General features: G+C 37.4%; 15 protein-coding genes. 13 read left to right on the top strand and 2 right to left on the bottom strand.

What is annotated here, in order from left to right; translation table 11 throughout:
- Positions 1-56: 56 nt before the first annotated feature.
- The 7 genes from MHB70_RS21555 to MHB70_RS21525 all read left to right on the top strand — a co-directional run bounded on the left by MHB70_RS21555 (position 57) and on the right by MHB70_RS21525 (position 7,428).
- The gene (locus MHB70_RS21555; RefSeq protein WP_162148121.1) at positions 57-1,265 is read left to right on the top strand and encodes an NAD(P)-dependent malic enzyme; all 1,209 of its coding nucleotides are present in this window, start codon (positions 57-59) and stop codon (positions 1,263-1,265) included.
- A gap of 14 nt (positions 1,266-1,279) precedes the next feature.
- Positions 1,280-1,924: a FadR/GntR family transcriptional regulator gene (locus MHB70_RS21550; RefSeq protein WP_000204451.1), complete on the top strand. Its 645-nt coding sequence runs from the start codon at positions 1,280-1,282 to the stop codon at positions 1,922-1,924.
- A 185-nt stretch (positions 1,925-2,109) separates the two neighbouring features.
- On the top strand, positions 2,110-2,979 hold the full coding sequence (accD, locus tag MHB70_RS21545; protein WP_000942864.1) for an acetyl-CoA carboxylase, carboxyltransferase subunit beta: 870 nt from the start codon (positions 2,110-2,112) through the stop codon (positions 2,977-2,979).
- Positions 2,967-3,941 carry an acetyl-CoA carboxylase carboxyl transferase subunit alpha gene (accA, locus tag MHB70_RS21540; protein WP_000818790.1) on the top strand — a complete coding sequence of 325 codons (975 nt, stop codon included), beginning with the start codon at positions 2,967-2,969 and terminating at the stop codon, positions 3,939-3,941. The genes accD and accA overlap by 13 nt, the downstream gene beginning before the upstream one ends.
- A 128-nt stretch (positions 3,942-4,069) precedes the next feature.
- A complete protein-coding gene (gene pfkA / locus MHB70_RS21535; protein WP_000821156.1) occupies positions 4,070-5,029 on the top strand; it encodes a 6-phosphofructokinase in 960 nt (319 codons plus the stop codon).
- Between the two features lie 53 nt (positions 5,030-5,082).
- Complete coding sequence (pyk, locus tag MHB70_RS21530) at positions 5,083-6,840, top strand: pyruvate kinase (protein WP_001232683.1); 1,758 nt, start codon at positions 5,083-5,085, stop codon at positions 6,838-6,840.
- Between the two features lie 198 nt (positions 6,841-7,038).
- Positions 7,039-7,428: an FxsA family protein gene (locus tag MHB70_RS21525; protein ID WP_000871649.1), complete on the top strand. Its 390-nt coding sequence runs from the start codon at positions 7,039-7,041 to the stop codon at positions 7,426-7,428.
- A 533-nt stretch (positions 7,429-7,961) separates the two neighbouring features.
- On the opposite strand, the gene ytvI is transcribed toward MHB70_RS21525, so the two are convergent.
- Entirely contained in the window at positions 7,962-9,086 is a 1,125-nt protein-coding gene (gene ytvI, locus MHB70_RS21520) for a sporulation integral membrane protein YtvI (protein WP_061529683.1), read from the bottom strand.
- A 433-nt stretch (positions 9,087-9,519) separates the two neighbouring features.
- Here ytvI and MHB70_RS21515 point away from each other — a divergent pair, with 433 nt between their 5' ends.
- The 5 genes from MHB70_RS21515 to MHB70_RS21495 all read left to right on the top strand — a co-directional run bounded on the left by MHB70_RS21515 (position 9,520) and on the right by MHB70_RS21495 (position 14,619).
- Positions 9,520-9,981: a DUF441 domain-containing protein gene (locus MHB70_RS21515; protein ID WP_000625507.1), complete on the top strand. Its 462-nt coding sequence runs from the start codon at positions 9,520-9,522 to the stop codon at positions 9,979-9,981.
- Positions 9,982-10,402: 421 nt separating this feature from the next.
- Positions 10,403-11,518 (top strand): citrate synthase, encoded by a 1,116-nt coding sequence (gene citZ / locus MHB70_RS21510; RefSeq protein ID WP_000216095.1) that lies wholly within the window; start codon positions 10,403-10,405, stop codon positions 11,516-11,518.
- Between the two features lie 160 nt (positions 11,519-11,678).
- A complete protein-coding gene (gene icd, locus MHB70_RS21505; protein WP_000206907.1) occupies positions 11,679-12,971 on the top strand; it encodes an NADP-dependent isocitrate dehydrogenase in 1,293 nt (430 codons plus the stop codon).
- Positions 12,972-12,990: 19 nt separating this feature from the next.
- Complete coding sequence (mdh, locus tag MHB70_RS21500) at positions 12,991-13,929, top strand: malate dehydrogenase (protein WP_000153227.1); 939 nt, start codon at positions 12,991-12,993, stop codon at positions 13,927-13,929.
- Between the two features lie 216 nt (positions 13,930-14,145).
- Positions 14,146-14,619, top strand: coding sequence for a MaoC family dehydratase (locus tag MHB70_RS21495; protein ID WP_000914174.1), 474 nt, complete (start codon positions 14,146-14,148; stop codon positions 14,617-14,619).
- 56 nt (positions 14,620-14,675) lie between these two features.
- Here the strand turns inward: MHB70_RS21495 and MHB70_RS21490 are convergent, their stop codons facing one another.
- A complete protein-coding gene (locus tag MHB70_RS21490) occupies positions 14,676-14,807 on the bottom strand; it encodes a hypothetical protein (RefSeq protein WP_001241584.1) in 132 nt (43 codons plus the stop codon).
- A 100-nt stretch (positions 14,808-14,907) separates the two neighbouring features.
- Between MHB70_RS21490 and MHB70_RS21485 the strand changes: the two genes are divergently transcribed.
- Positions 14,908-15,144 (top strand): hypothetical protein, encoded by a 237-nt coding sequence (locus MHB70_RS21485; protein WP_001267375.1) that lies wholly within the window; start codon positions 14,908-14,910, stop codon positions 15,142-15,144.
- Positions 15,145-15,188: the final 44 nt, after the last annotated feature.

Here is a 15,188-nt window from a genome sequence, read left to right as displayed (position 1 = left end):
AGAATAATTTGAGGAGAGTGGATAGTTTGTCAACACTTCGTGAAGAAGCACTTCACATGCATAAAGTGCATCAAGGAAAATTAGAAACTGTATCAAAAGTAAAAGTAGAAAATGCAAAAGATTTAAGTCTTGCATATTCTCCAGGGGTTGCAGAGCCTTGTAAAGAAATTTATGACGATAAAAGTAAGGTATATGAATATACGATGAAGGGAAATATGGTAGCAGTTGTGACGGATGGAACGGCTGTACTTGGTCTTGGTAACATTGGACCTGAAGCATCTCTTCCAGTAATGGAAGGTAAAGCTGTATTATTCAAGAGCTTTGCTGGTGTAGATGCATTCCCAATCGCCTTAAATACAAACGATGTAGATAAAATTGTTGAAACTGTAAAATTAATGGAGCCAACTTTTGGCGGCGTTAACTTAGAAGATATCGCAGCACCAAACTGCTTCATTATTGAAGAACGTTTGAAGAAAGAAACAAATATTCCTATCTTCCATGATGATCAACACGGAACAGCTATCGTAACAGTAGCGGGCCTTGTGAATGCGCTGAAATTAGTTGGAAAGAAAATGTCTGACATTAAAGTTGTCGCAAATGGCGCAGGTGCAGCAGGTATTGCAATTATTAAACTTTTATATCGCTATGGAGTACGCGACATTATTATGTGTGACCGTAAAGGTGCAATCTATGATGGTCGTCCTACTGGTATGAATCCAGTGAAAGATGAAGTTGCAAAATATACAAATAAGAATCGTATAGAAGGTTCTTTAGCTGATGTTGTACAAGGTGCGGACGTATTCATTGGTGTATCTGCAGAAGGTGCATTAACAGAAGAGATGGTTCGTACAATGAATGACAATGCGATTATTTTTGCAATGGCGAATCCGGTTCCGGAAATTATGCCAGAATTGGCAAAAGCAGCGGGCGCAGCTGTTGTTGGAACAGGTCGTTCTGACTTCCCGAACCAAGTAAATAATGTACTAGCGTTCCCTGGTATTTTCCGCGGTGCACTTGACGTACATGCGACACAAATTAACGAAGAAATGAAGATGGCAGCTGTACAGGCTATTGCTGAGCTTGTAGCAGAAGATGAGTTGAATGCAGACTATATCATTCCGGCACCGTTTGACGCGCGTGTAGCGCCTCGAGTGGCAGCTTACGTTGCGAAAGCAGCAATGGAGACAGGAGTAGCTCGTCGTCAAGTAGATCCAAATGAAGTTGCTGAGAAAACAAAACAATTAGCGCTGATTGGTAAAGAATAAGCGAGGAATTTCCATTGACATCATCAAATACAAAAGTATATCTCGAAATTGTAAAAAAAATCCGTTCCATTATGGAAGAGGATGGATTGGTAGCAGGGGATCGTTTGCCGTCTGAGCGGGAGCTAAGTTCACGCTTAAACGTAGGACGCTCATCTGTAAGAGAAGCATTGCGTGCTTTAGAACTGGTAGGGTTAATTGAAACGAGACGGGGTGAAGGGACGTTTATTCGAAACTTTTACGATAACGGTCTTGTACAACTAATTGCTCCGTTTCTATTGCAAGATGAGAAAACAATTCGTGATTTATTACAAACAAAACGATTGCTTGAGAAAGATATGATTCGAATTGTATGTAATTTACCGAAAGAAACATTTTCTAAAGTGCTAAGTAGATTACAGAAAGTGCTTGAAGAAAATGAAAGTTCGATTCCAATGCTTCACCAAACGTTCTTTAAAACACTAATTGAACAAGTCGATAATTATTTACTATATCGCATTTGGATGATCGTAAATGATTACGTAGCAACTCTTTCTTGTAAAGTTTCAGGAGATTCTATCGATATGTATAGAAAGCTTTATGCTACTTTGGAAGAAAAACAAGAAAATGATGCACTAAAAATTTACGATGAATTAGTAGAGAATATACAGTTTCACTCGTAATGTATAAAATTTGTCGAAATGACCATGACACGTTATGACAAACATTCTACCGCATAGCGGTTAAAGTTAAACGTAAAGAGAGAGGTTATTAGACAGATTGAGAAGATAAGGCTAACATCAAACATTGGTGTTAGCCCCATTTTCTTCTTACGCTAACCTTAGCTCTCAACGAAGGGGGTCAAATTGTGCTAAGAGATTTATTCGTGAAAAAGAAAAAGTATGCTGCAATACCTTCAGAACAAGTACGAAAAGATGTACCAGATGGCGTTATGACAAAATGTCCGAAATGTAAAAAAATCATGTATACGAAAGAACTTCTGAAAAATTTAAAAGTATGTGTGAACTGTGGATATCATCATCCTATGAATGCATGGGAGCGCCTTGATAGTATATTGGACGAAGGGTCATTCCGTGAGTATGACAAAGAAATGGTTTCATTAAATCCACTCGAGTTTCCGGGATATGAAGAGAAATTAGAGAACGATCGTAAGAAGACTGAATTGAATGAAGCGGTTGTAACTGGTGAAGGAACAATTGATGACATGCTTGTTGTTGTTGCAGTAATGGATTCTCGTTTTCGAATGGGGAGCATGGGCTCTGTTGTAGGAGAAAAAATTGCCCGTGCGGTTGAAAAGGCATACGACTTACAAGTTCCATTTATTATCTTTACTGCTTCGGGTGGTGCCCGTATGCAAGAAGGTATATTAAGTTTAATGCAAATGGCAAAAACAAGCGTAGCTTTGAAAAAGCATAGTAATGCAGGAGGGTTATTTATTTCTGTTATGACTCACCCAACGACGGGCGGGGTTTCAGCGAGTTTTGCTTCACTTGGTGATTATAATCTTGCAGAGCCAGGTGCACTTATCGGATTTGCTGGTAGACGTGTAATTGAACAAACAGTGCGTGAGAAACTACCGGAAGATTTCCAAACGGCAGAATTTTTACTAGACCATGGTCAATTAGATGCGGTTGTGCATCGTGATGATATGAAAGAATCACTTCGTAAGATTTTAGAAGTTCATCAAGGAGGGGAAATGGCTGTATGGCAGAGCTAGAATTTGAAAAACCAGTTGTTGAGCTAAGAAATAAGATCCGTGAACTGAAAGACTATACGAAAAACAGCCAGATGGACTTCAGTGAGGAGATTCGTATTTTGGAAGACAAGCTAGAAAATTTAGAGGAAGATATATACGGCAATATGAAAGTATGGGACCGTGTGCAAATTGCTCGTCATGCAGAACGACCGACAACGCTCGATTATATTGAGCACTTATTTACTGATTTTTTTGAATGTCATGGAGATCGCCTATTTGGCGATGATGCAGCGATTGTCGGCGGCATTGCGAAATATAAGGGGATGCCTGTAACTGTAATTGGGCATCAGCGCGGAAAAGATACGAAAGAAAATATTCGTCGTAATTTTGGGATGCCTCATCCAGAAGGATATCGAAAAGCACTGCGTCTCATGAAACAAGCGGAAAAGTTTAATCGTCCTATTATTTGTTTCATCGATACGAAGGGAGCTTATCCTGGTAAAGCAGCTGAAGAACGTGGACAAAGTGAAGCTATTGCCCGCAATCTATTTGAGATGGCAGGTTTAACGGTACCAGTTATTTGTATCGTTATCGGTGAAGGCGGTAGTGGTGGTGCGCTAGGTCTTGGAGTAGGAGATTACATTCATATGCTAGAAAATTCCACTTATTCTGTTATTACACCAGAGGGTGCAGCGGCAATTCTTTGGAAAGATGCAGGAAAAGCGAAGGAAGCTGCAGAAGCAATGAAAATTACAGCAGCAGATTTGAAAGAATTAGGTGTAATTGATGAAATTATTCCAGAGGCAAAAGGTGGAGCTCACCGTAATCTTTTAAAACAGTCAGAAAATATAGACTTAATGATTAGAAAAACTTTTGAACAATTAAACGGAATTTCGAAAGATGAATTAATCGAAAAACGTTATGAAAAATATATGAAAATTGGGCAAGTTTCGTTTTCAAACGCTTCCATTGGGATAAAATAAGAAAAGCGTGCGTTCCTCTTCGCGAATGCACGTTTTTATTATGAAAAGACACATCTTCTCCATTGTGTTTTTATATTTTTTCGTGTTATTTTATTATAAGGCAAATAATCTTTATGAGGTGAGTACAAATGAAACGTATTGGTGTATTAACAAGTGGTGGAGATTCACCTGGTATGAATGCTGCCATTCGTGCAGTTGTTCGTAAAGCGATTTTCCATGATATTGAAGTATATGGTATTTACCATGGATACGCTGGATTAATTTCTGGTCACATTGAAAAATTAGAACTTGGTTCTGTTGGCGATATTATCCACCGCGGTGGTACGAAATTATATACAGCAAGATGTCCTGAGTTTAAAGATCCAGAAGTACGACTAAAAGGTATCGAGCAATTAAAGAAACACGGTATCGAAGGACTTGTTGTTATTGGTGGAGATGGCTCTTACCAAGGTGCTAAAAAATTAACTGAACAAGGATTCCCATGTGTTGGTGTACCAGGTACAATCGACAATGATATTCCTGGAACAGACTTCACAATTGGTTTCGATACAGCTTTAAATACTGTTATTGATGCAATTGATAAAATCCGTGACACAGCTACATCTCATGAACGTACATATGTTATCGAAGTAATGGGACGTCATGCTGGAGACATCGCATTATGGGCTGGTTTAGCTGATGGTGCAGAAACGATCTTAATTCCAGAAGAAGAGTATGACATGGATGATGTAATCGCTCGTCTAAAACGCGGTAGCGAACGTGGGAAAAAACACAGTATTATCATTGTAGCTGAAGGTGTTGGAAGTGCAATTGACATCGGTAAGCATATTGAAGAAGCAACAAACTTTGATACTCGTGTAACTGTATTAGGTCACGTACAACGTGGTGGATCACCAAGTGCACAAGACCGTGTATTAGCAAGTCGTCTTGGCGCAAGAGCAGTTGAGTTGTTAATTGCTGGTAAAGGTGGACGCTGTGTAGGTATTCAAGATAATAAACTTGTTGATCATGACATTATCGAAGCGTTAGCTCAAAAGCATACAATCGATAAAGATATGTATCAATTATCTAAAGAATTATCCATCTAATCGGCGTAATGTCGGATATTTGGGAACGGTTTCATAATTTTCGGAGGTGCAATATGCGTAAAACTAAAATTGTATGTACAATAGGTCCTGCTAGTGAAAGTATTGAGAAATTAGAACAATTAATGGAAGCGGGTATGAACGTTGCTCGTTTAAACTTCTCTCATGGTAGCCATGAAGAGCACGGCGCTCGTATTAAAAACATTCGTGAAGCTTCAAAGAAAACTGGTAAAACAGTTGGTATCTTACTTGATACAAAAGGTCCAGAAATCCGTACTCACGACTTCGTAGACGGACAAGCTGAACTTGTAACAGGTGCAGAAGTAGTTCTTTCTACTGAACAAGTATTAGGTACTGCAGAGAAGTTCTCTGTATCTTATGCTGGTCTTTATGATGATGTAGACCCAGGTTCTCGCATTCTAATCGATGACGGTCTTATCGAGCTAGAAGTAATCGAAAAAGCTGACGGGAATATCCGTACAAAAGTTTTAAACAGTGGAACTGTAAAAAATAAAAAAGGTGTTAACGTACCAAACGTAAGCATTAAGCTTCCTGGTATCACTGAAAAAGACGTAAAAGATATCATCTTTGGTATCGAGCAAAAAGTTGATTTCATCGCAGCATCTTTCGTTCGTAAAGCATCTGACGTATTAGAAATCCGTGAATTACTAGAAGAGCATAATGCTCAATACATCCAAATCGTACCGAAAATCGAAAACCAAGAAGGTATCGACAATATCGATTCAATCTTAGAAGTTTCTGACGGTTTAATGGTAGCTCGTGGTGATATGGGTGTGGAAATTCCACCAGAAGAAGTACCTTTAGTGCAAAAACGTTTAATCAAAAAATGTAACGTATTAGGTAAACCAGTTATTACTGCAACGCAAATGTTAGATTCTATGCAACGTAACCCACGTCCAACTCGTGCGGAAGCAAGTGACGTAGCTAACGCAATCTTCGATGGTACGGATGCAATCATGCTTTCAGGTGAAACTGCTGCTGGTCAATATCCAGTAGAAGCGGTAACAATGATGGCTAACATTGCAGTACGTGTTGAAAAATCATTACAATACGAAGATATGTTCAAAAAACGTATTAAAGAGTTCACTCCAACAATTACAGATGCAATTAGCCAATCTGTTGCGCATACAGCACTTGCTCTTGATGTAGCTGCGATCGTAGCTCCAACAGAAAGTGGACATACTGCGAAAATGATCTCTAAATATCGTCCGAAATCTCCAATCGTAGCTGTAACATCTGACGAGCAAGTAGGACGTCGTCTTGCACTTGTTTGGGGTGTACAAGCATTTATGGCTGGGAAACGTGCAGCGTCTACTGACGAAATGTTAGATACTGCGATTCAAACAGGTATGGATGCAGGTCTAATCGGACTTGGAGACACTGTAGTAATCACTGCGGGTGTTCCAGTTGCTGAAACTGGTACAACAAACTTAATGAAAATCCATGTTGTTGGTGAAGAAGTTGCTAAAGGACAAGGAATCGGTCGTAAAGCTGCAAAAGGTAAAGTAGTTGTAGCGAAAACAGCTGCTGAAGCTGTAGCGAACGTAAACGAAGGTGATATCCTTGTTACAACAAGCACTGATAAAGATATGATTTCTGCAATCGAAAAAGCTGCTGCTTTAGTTGTAGAAGAAGGTGGCTTAACTAGCCATGCAGCTGTTGTAGGCGTATCAATCGGTATTCCTGTTATCGTTGGTGTAAACGGCGTAACAGCAACTTTAAAAAATGGCCAAGAAGTAACAGTTGATGCGGCACGCGGAATTGTTTATAATGGACATGCGGAAGTGCTATAAGAAGTAATACGGAGAGAAGGAGCGGAGTCCTTCTCTTTTTTTTACACAAAAACATGATAGAACTATTTTAAAACGTCTAAATTTGCTTTTACAAGCTGCTTGTTATGAAGTTTAATGTGAATGGATGTCTTACTTCTGTTTAGTCTATATGAGCGTTTTAGGGGTCTTTAAAGCGATTTGTGAAAGGGGTGCAGAACTGTGAAATGGTTGTTATTCTTGTTGATTTTAATACCGGCGGTTGAGATTACGGTATTAATTGGGTCGAGTCATGTAATAGGGTTATGGTCTACGTTCGCTATGATTGTATTTACTGGTGTTGTAGGTGTATATTTGGCGAAAAGGCAAGGGTTTAAAGTGCTTAGAGAGATTCAATCTAAGTTGAATAGAGGAGAAATGCCAGGCGAGGCAGTACTAGATGGTATTTTTGTATTTGTAGGAGGTATTCTTTTAGTGCTTCCTGGATATGTGACGGATGTAATGGGGTTTATTTTTGTTGTCCCTTTTACTAGGGCTTTATTGAAGCCGCTTGTTATGAAGTGGATGGAATGGAAGTTTAGAAAGAGATCTACTATTATTATTCAGAAGTAGTGCTTAGATTATAGCGATCTAAGCACTACTTTTTTTATTCTGCAAAAAGCCTGATTGGTACGGGTTAATAATTAGTGGGGGATGAACAAAACTTGATTGATTAAAGTTTCACTTTATTGTGTAGGATATATATTTCTGATTGAACATGTAAATTGGATACTATTTGTTCTTAATGAATAGGATGTAGAAAAAATCCGCTATATTGAAGTTTTATTTTTGTGTATGAAGGATCGAGGAACGTAATGAAATCTGATAAAAGCAGGGGAATCGTTAGTTGAAGCCTTATCTTATACTGATTTGTATATTTATTCATTTACATAAAAAGTAATAAATGTAAGTAATAATTATAAAATAAATAGAATAAAAATGTATTCTGGGTTGAAAAATCCGTTTTTATATGCAAAAAAACAAGAGAATTATCCTTTTTTGGGCAATTCTCTTTTTGCATGTAGTTAGTATGAAAAAGAAGTACAAGGAATAATGAGTGGGAAATTGCACTCATTATTCCTTAAGTTTTTTGTGTGAATTAGAAATTATTGTTTTGAAGAGGGTGAACCTTTAATGTATTTCCACAAGTCATGGAAGACATGAGCTTTGTGTAATGTATTAAGTAGTACTAATGTGACTGGACCGATGATTAATCCTAAGAAACCGAAGAGCTTAAAGCCGATAAATAGAGCGACTAGTGTCGCTAATGGATCAAGACCAATATTAGATGAAAGCACTTTAGGTTCCATAATTTGTCTTTGGACAATCACGACGATGTATAGAATGAGAAGACCGATGGCGAATGCGGTGTCGCCAGTGAAAAATACGTATATAACCCAAGGGACGAAGACGGCTCCTGTCCCTAAGTATGGGAGTAAATCTACAACACCTGTAATAATCGCGATAGTAATGGCGTATGGTACGCGTAATATTAAAAGTCCGATTAGTACAATAACGGTTGTCATAGATACGAGTGTAAGTTGCGCTTTAACAAAACCGAACAAAGCTTTTCTTAAATCGACAAAAATAGTTTTTCCGTAGCCATGTACACGATTCGGTAGAAGTTTTCTTGCTTTTTGAGCAAGATGGTGCCAATCGTAACTAATGAAGAAAGTGGCTAATAAAATGAATACAAGAACAGTTAGAGTTGTTGGTAATGCACTAATGAAATTTGTTAATCCACTTATAATAGCTGTTAAAAGTTCTTTCATTTGTGTTGTTGCTTCAGTTCCTAAGTTTTGGATGTTTTGTGTAATTGTATAACGCTGCGGTTCTCCAAGATGATTAAATTTAGAAATTAAATCGTCATAGAGAGGCATAATATGATTAAGTGCAAATTGCTCTGCGAATTTAACGATATCCGGAAACTTTACTGTAACAAGTTGTAGTAAGTATGTTGTGGCAGATATTGCTTCTGTTACAAGGTATGTAACAAGCCCGACGATAGCTCCGAATACGAGAATTAAGCTAACGAGTACTGCTAGTGCGCGAGGGAATTGTAGTTTTTGATTAAGGAAATTGACGACAGGATTAATCAAATAAGCAAATGCAAAAGCGATAATAAAAGGATAGATAAGTCCTGACATGTATAGTAATACATAGAACCCAGCTACCGTTGCTACAATGACAAATATGAGTCGCAATATCATATATAGTAAGTTTCGGTTCAAAGATGTATACCTCCCATTCCAATTTGTATTAGCCTAATTCGTTCAACTTATAACGAGTAGCATTCACTGATTAAAGTTTCACTTTTATGTTATAGTGGAATGATGGATTTTCCCTGCTTTTTCAGTACATGAACGACTGTAAAAGCTTGTTGATGATGCTTCTACTATATGGTAAAAACTTCATTTTCTCTTCTTTTTATTTTACCTGTTTCTTGTTAGAAAAGAAAGGAGAGACCATCGTTTTCAAAAATGTATATATGCTTTGATTTTTTGGGGTTACAGTCTCGTTTTGTAAGTTAAAAATGCATACAAAAATGAAATTGTTGGCTTATTCTCATTGGCAAATAGACATCGATATGACATGTATAACGATAGGTTTAAAGGTATTTTTGTTTGGAAGCGAGTTCATTATTTTCAGAAAGGAAGTGCAAACATGATTAGTCAGTCAACGTTATTTTTATTCATACTACTTATTATAGGACTTATTGCTAAAAACCAATCGCTTACTGTAGCCATTGGAGTGTTATTCTTATTGAAGTTTACGTTTTTAGGAGATAAAGTCTTTCCTTATTTACAAACGAAAGGGATTAACCTTGGTGTAACAGTCATTACAATAGCAGTGCTCGTACCGATTGCGACAGGGGAAATAGGCTTTAAACAACTCGGAGAAGCAGCGAAATCATATTATGCATGGATTGCTTTAGCCTCAGGTGTGGCGGTCGCTTTGTTAGCGAAAGGCGGCGTACAATTATTGACGACGGACCCTCATATTACAACTGCGCTTGTTTTTGGGACGATTATAGCGGTTGCCTTATTTAATGGGGTGGCTGTAGGCCCGTTAATTGGGGCTGGAATTGCCTATGCAGTTATGAGTATTATACAAATGTTTAAATAAGGAATTTTATAGTAATATAAAATTTTTGAATTCTTTCTGTTCACAAAAGTCAGATAATTGTTTATAATAGAATTAGAAACTTTGAAAAGTTACATAACAGCAGAGACTTTACACCAGATAAAATAAAAACAACATAAAACAATTTTATAATGATATTGTTTTATGTTGTTTTTATCATAAAACTCTTCGGAATTCATTTTCCTCACTAACTTGTTGTTCTGAGCGTGAGGATTCGGGGAGACATTCACGCTCATGCTTTCCATGTAAGCAATGGACATTAAGAGGGGAACATCGCAACAAATGTGCATGATCGTGCATTTTGCTTGCCTAAAGAGTGAACGGGCGTTCATAATTCATAAGGGGAGCAAATAGATATAAGGAGCAAGGTTGGGAGAATTTTTCAGGAAAAGGAGAGAATGTCATGACTGTTATTCGAGGTTTAGAAGGGGTAGTAGCAACAACATCATCTGTGAGCTCTATTATTGATGATACATTAACTTATGTTGGGTATAATATTGATGATTTAGCTGAGAATGCTACATTTGAAGAAGTAGTGTACTTATTATGGCACCGTAAGCTTCCTAACGAACAAGAACTAGCGGAATTTAATGAAACTGTATCAGAATACTATAAAGTGCCAGGTGAAATTTTAACATATTTGAAACAAGTAGATTTAAAGATCGCACATCCTATGTCTGTTTTACGAACTGCAATTTCCATGCTATCATTATACGATGAGAGCGCTGAAATTATGGATGAAAAGTCCAATTATTTGAAAGCGGTTAAATTACAAGCTCAAGTGGGAACTTTAATTGCCGCTTATGCAAGAATCCGTAAAGGTTTAGATATTGTTGAACCGAGAAAAGATTTATCATTAGCTGCAAACTTCTTGTACATGTTAAATGATCGTGAGCCAAATGAAGTTGAAATTGAAGCTTTTGATAAGGCGCTTGTACTTCATGCAGATCATGAGTTAAACGCTTCTACATTTACTGCACGTGTTTGCGTAGCTACACTTTCAGATGTATATTCTGGTATTACTGCAGCAATCGGTGCGTTAAAAGGTCCTCTTCACGGCGGGGCAAATGAAAATGTAATGAAGATGTTAACTGAAATTGGCGAAGAAGAAAATGTAGAATCATATATTCATAATGCTCTTCAAAATAAAGTGAAAATCATGGGCTTTGGTCATCGTGTGTATGAGCAAGGTGATCCACGTGCAAAACATTTACGTGAAATGTCTAAGAGATTATGCGTGCTTTTAGGAGAAGAGAAATGGTATAATATGTCTATCAAAATTGAAGACATTGTAACAAAAGAAAAAGGTCTTCCACCAAATGTTGATTTCTATTCAGCTTCTGTATACCATTGTTTAGGAATTGACCATGACTTATTTACACCTATCTTTGCAATTAGCCGTATGTCAGGCTGGTTAGCTCATATTCTAGAACAATATGAAAACAACCGTTTAATCCGTCCGCGTGCTGATTATAATGGACCAACACATCAAGTATATGTTCCAATTGCACAACGATAAGCGAAAAACACTATTTCGATAGTAAAAATACGCTTTCAAAAGTCTGATTTTTTTGGGAAGATGTAATGATTAGAATATTTTAATTTGACTAACGGTTTGAACTGAGGGGTTATTCCCTCAGTTTCATACATATGAAATTTCAAACATGGGGGTTATCACATTGACGACAGGTGAAAAAATTACTGTAACTAATGGTGTTATGAATGTACCAAACAATCCGATTATTCCATTTATCGAAGGAGATGGAATTGGTCCTGATATTTGGGAAGCTGCATCTCGCGTACTAGAAGCAGCAGTAGAAAAAGCTTATGATGGTGAGAAGAAAATCGTTTGGAAAGAAGTGCTTGCAGGGGAAAAAGCATTCAACCAAACAGGCGAGTGGTTACCAGAAGAGACTTTAAATTTAATCCGTGAATATTTAATCGCAATTAAAGGTCCACTTACAACTCCAGTTGGCGGTGGTATTCGTTCTCTAAACGTAGCGCTTCGTCAAGAATTAGATTTATACGTATGTCTACGTCCAGTTCGTTATTTTGAAGGTGTTCCTTCACCTGTAAAACGTCCGGAAGATACTGATATGGTTATTTTCCGTGAAAATACAGAAGACATCTATGCTGGAATTGAATATGCACAAGGATCTCCAGAAGCAGAAAAAGTTCTTGCTTTCTTAAAAGAAGCAATGGGTGTTAATAAAATCCGCTTCCCAGAAACATCTGGTATTGGTATTAAACCAATTTCAGAAGAAGGGACAAAGCGTCTTGTTCGTGCTGCAATTCAATATGCAATTAACGAAAAACGCTCTTCTGTTACATTAGTTCATAAAGGAAACATTATGAAATTTACAGAAGGTGCTTTCAAAAACTGGGGTTATGAAGTTGCGGAACAAGAATTTGGCGATAAAGTATTTACTTGGGCTGAATATGATCGCATCGTTGAAAAAGATGGCAAAGATGCAGCGAATAAAGCGATGGCAGACGCAGAAGTGGCTGGAAAAATCATCGTAAAAGATTCTATTGCAGATATCTTCTTACAACAAATTTTAACTCGTCCACGTGAGTTCGATGTTGTTGCAACAATGAACTTAAATGGTGACTATATCTCTGATGCACTTGCTGCACAAGTAGGTGGAATTGGTATTGCACCTGGTGCAAACATTAACTATGTGACTGGACATGCTATCTTTGAAGCTACACATGGTACAGCTCCAAAATATGCAGGTTTAGACAAAGTAAACCCATCTTCTGTTCTTCTTTCTGGTGTATTATTACTAGAACATTTAGGATGGAATGAAGCTGCGAAATTAGTAACTGATTCAGTTGAGAAAACAATTGCATCAAAAGTAGTAACATACGACTTCGCTCGTCTAATGGAAGGCGCAACAGAAGTGAAATGTTCTGAATTTGCTAATGAGCTTATTAAAAACATGGATGTAGCGATAATCAAAAACGCATAATTAAAGTGGGGGGTAAATTATGACAATCAAACGCAAGAAAGTTTCAGTCATCGGTGCAGGATTTACAGGAGCAACAACAGCATTCTTATTAGCACAAAAAGAACTTGCAGATGTTGTATTAGTGGACATTCCACAACTGGAAAATCCAACAAAAGGGAAAGCGTTAGATATGTTAGAAGCGAGCCCAGTACAAGGTTTTGATGCTAACATTATTGGAACATCTGATTACGCAGATACTGCTGATTCTGACGTTGTCGTTATTACAGCAGGTATTGCACGTAAGCCTGGTATGAGCCGTGATGACTTAGTAGCAACAAACTCTAAAATTATGAAAAGTATTACGCGCGACATTGCAAAACATTCACCAAATGCGATTATTGTTGTATTAACAAATCCAGTTGATGCAATGACATATTCTGTATTTAAAGAAGCAGGATTCCCGAAAGAGCGTGTTATCGGGCAATCGGGCGTATTAGATACAGCTCGTTTCCGTACATTCATTGCACAAGAATTAAATTTTTCTGTGAAAGACATTACAGGATTTGTTCTTGGTGGACACGGTGACGACATGGTACCTCTTGTACGTTATTCCTATGCGGGTGGCATTCCGTTAGAAACGTTAATTCCGAAAGAGCGTTTAGAGGCAATTGTAGAACGTACACGTAAGGGTGGCGGAGAGATTGTAGGCTTATTAGGAAACGGTAGTGCATATTACGCACCAGCGGCTTCTTTAGTTGAAATGACAGAAGCAATCTTAAAAGATCAACGCCGTGTATTACCGGCTATTGCGTATCTTGAAGGTGAATATGGTTATAGTGACCTTTACTTAGGGGTACCAGTAATTCTAGGTGGTAACGGAATTGAAAAAATTATTGAATTAGAACTTCTTGCAGAGGAAAAAGAAGCGTTAGATCGCTCTGTAGAATCTGTACGTAACGTTATGAAAGTTCTTGTTTAATAATTAAATATAAGCGGAAAAAGATTCGGGGCCCCGAATCTTTTTCTACTATTTAATGAAATGTTTTTTTGGAATAATATGAAAACGCTATCATTTGTAGTATCCTATAATGAAACTGTAGATTTATACTATACATTGCCCTCATCATAGTAAATTTCGGATAAGGTATCGCTTTTAGTAGGATAATAAGGTGAAAAAATCGGAGGGGGTTGTAACATGTTAAAGAAAAAAGTTCAAATTGGTCGTAAAATGGATGAAATTACAGTAGGAGAGAAACTATCTATCACTGAAAAAATTGAGGATAAAGATTTGTTATTGTATTTAGGGCTAACGAATGATGCCAATCCATTATATATTCAGCATGATTACGCATCCCAAACTCCGTATGAAAAGCCGATTGTACCAAGCATTATGCTAACGGGAATGATTACAACGGCGGTTACGAAATATTTACCAGGTCCAGGTAGTCATATTATTAGGAAGGACCTTACGTTCGTGAAGCATGTTCACCATTATGAAACGTTACAAATCCACTTTGAAGTTGTGGCTGTTTCTGAGGAGGCACATACAATTGATATGCTTGTATCTGCTCATGATGAAAAAGGAGAAACGGTTGTTAAAGGTTCATTAACGGTAACGCCACCTTTTAAATCTGTTTCCATTATGGAAAAAGCATTAGATAATTTTTAAAACATGAAAATATGAATAGCGCTAGCATACCTTTAATAAGGGAGCTAGCGCTATTTTTAGTTGAAGAATCCTTCAGCGAACCCTGCAGCAAAATCTGAACAACCCGTTTTAATCGTATCCCAGCTTGGAGCGTTAAAAGTAAGAATACATGTTACTACTAAAGTTAGAATAGGTAGTACTAGTCGCATAATAGAACCTCCGTATATATAACATTCATATATATTAATTATTATATGAAATTATCACATACTTTAATAACTGAAGTCAATTGAAGGAGGGATTTTTTAAGTGAGATGGAAAAGGGAAGACGTTATTTTTGAAACGATAAGAGAAGCTGAAGTGTGGGCAGACGGGATCGCGAATGAAATATACGGAAGGGTATTTGATGGATATGAAACACCGGACTATAAAATAGCGTATGTTCTATCTTTTTTCTTAGCACAAAATCGAGAATTCAATGTTCATACGGAAGTAGAATGTAATGAGAATATAGAATTGTATAAAGTGTGGATAGTAACACGTTAATTGAGCCGAGTGTAATTGTTTTTAGAGATAACGAGGGCATAATC

It is taken from the genome of Bacillus sp. FSL M7-1020, assembly GCF_038050415.1.
GTDB lineage: Bacteria > Bacillota > Bacilli > Bacillales > Bacillaceae_G > Bacillus_A > Bacillus_A toyonensis.
Note: the sequence above shows the minus strand (reverse complement) of the source record. Positions and strands in the feature narration are given on the sequence as shown.

Excerpts from the sequence above, each read along its gene's own strand:
- MHB70_RS21555 (WP_162148121.1), top strand. The coding sequence starts at position 57 with ATGCATAAAGTGCATCAAGGAAAATTAGAAACTGTATCAAAAGTAAAA.
- accA (WP_000818790.1), top strand. The coding sequence starts at position 2,967 with ATGGCAGAGCTAGAATTTGAAAAACCAGTTGTTGAGCTAAGAAATAAG.
- pfkA (WP_000821156.1), top strand. The coding sequence starts at position 4,070 with ATGAAACGTATTGGTGTATTAACAAGTGGTGGAGATTCACCTGGTATG.
- pyk (WP_001232683.1), top strand. The coding sequence starts at position 5,083 with ATGCGTAAAACTAAAATTGTATGTACAATAGGTCCTGCTAGTGAAAGT.
- MHB70_RS21515 (WP_000625507.1), top strand. The coding sequence starts at position 9,520 with ATGATTAGTCAGTCAACGTTATTTTTATTCATACTACTTATTATAGGA.
- citZ (WP_000216095.1), top strand. The coding sequence starts at position 10,403 with ATGACTGTTATTCGAGGTTTAGAAGGGGTAGTAGCAACAACATCATCT.
- mdh (WP_000153227.1), top strand. The coding sequence starts at position 12,991 with ATGACAATCAAACGCAAGAAAGTTTCAGTCATCGGTGCAGGATTTACA.
- MHB70_RS21495 (WP_000914174.1), top strand. The coding sequence starts at position 14,146 with ATGTTAAAGAAAAAAGTTCAAATTGGTCGTAAAATGGATGAAATTACA.
- MHB70_RS21490 (WP_001241584.1), bottom strand. The coding sequence starts at position 14,807 with ATGCGACTAGTACTACCTATTCTAACTTTAGTAGTAACATGTATTCTT.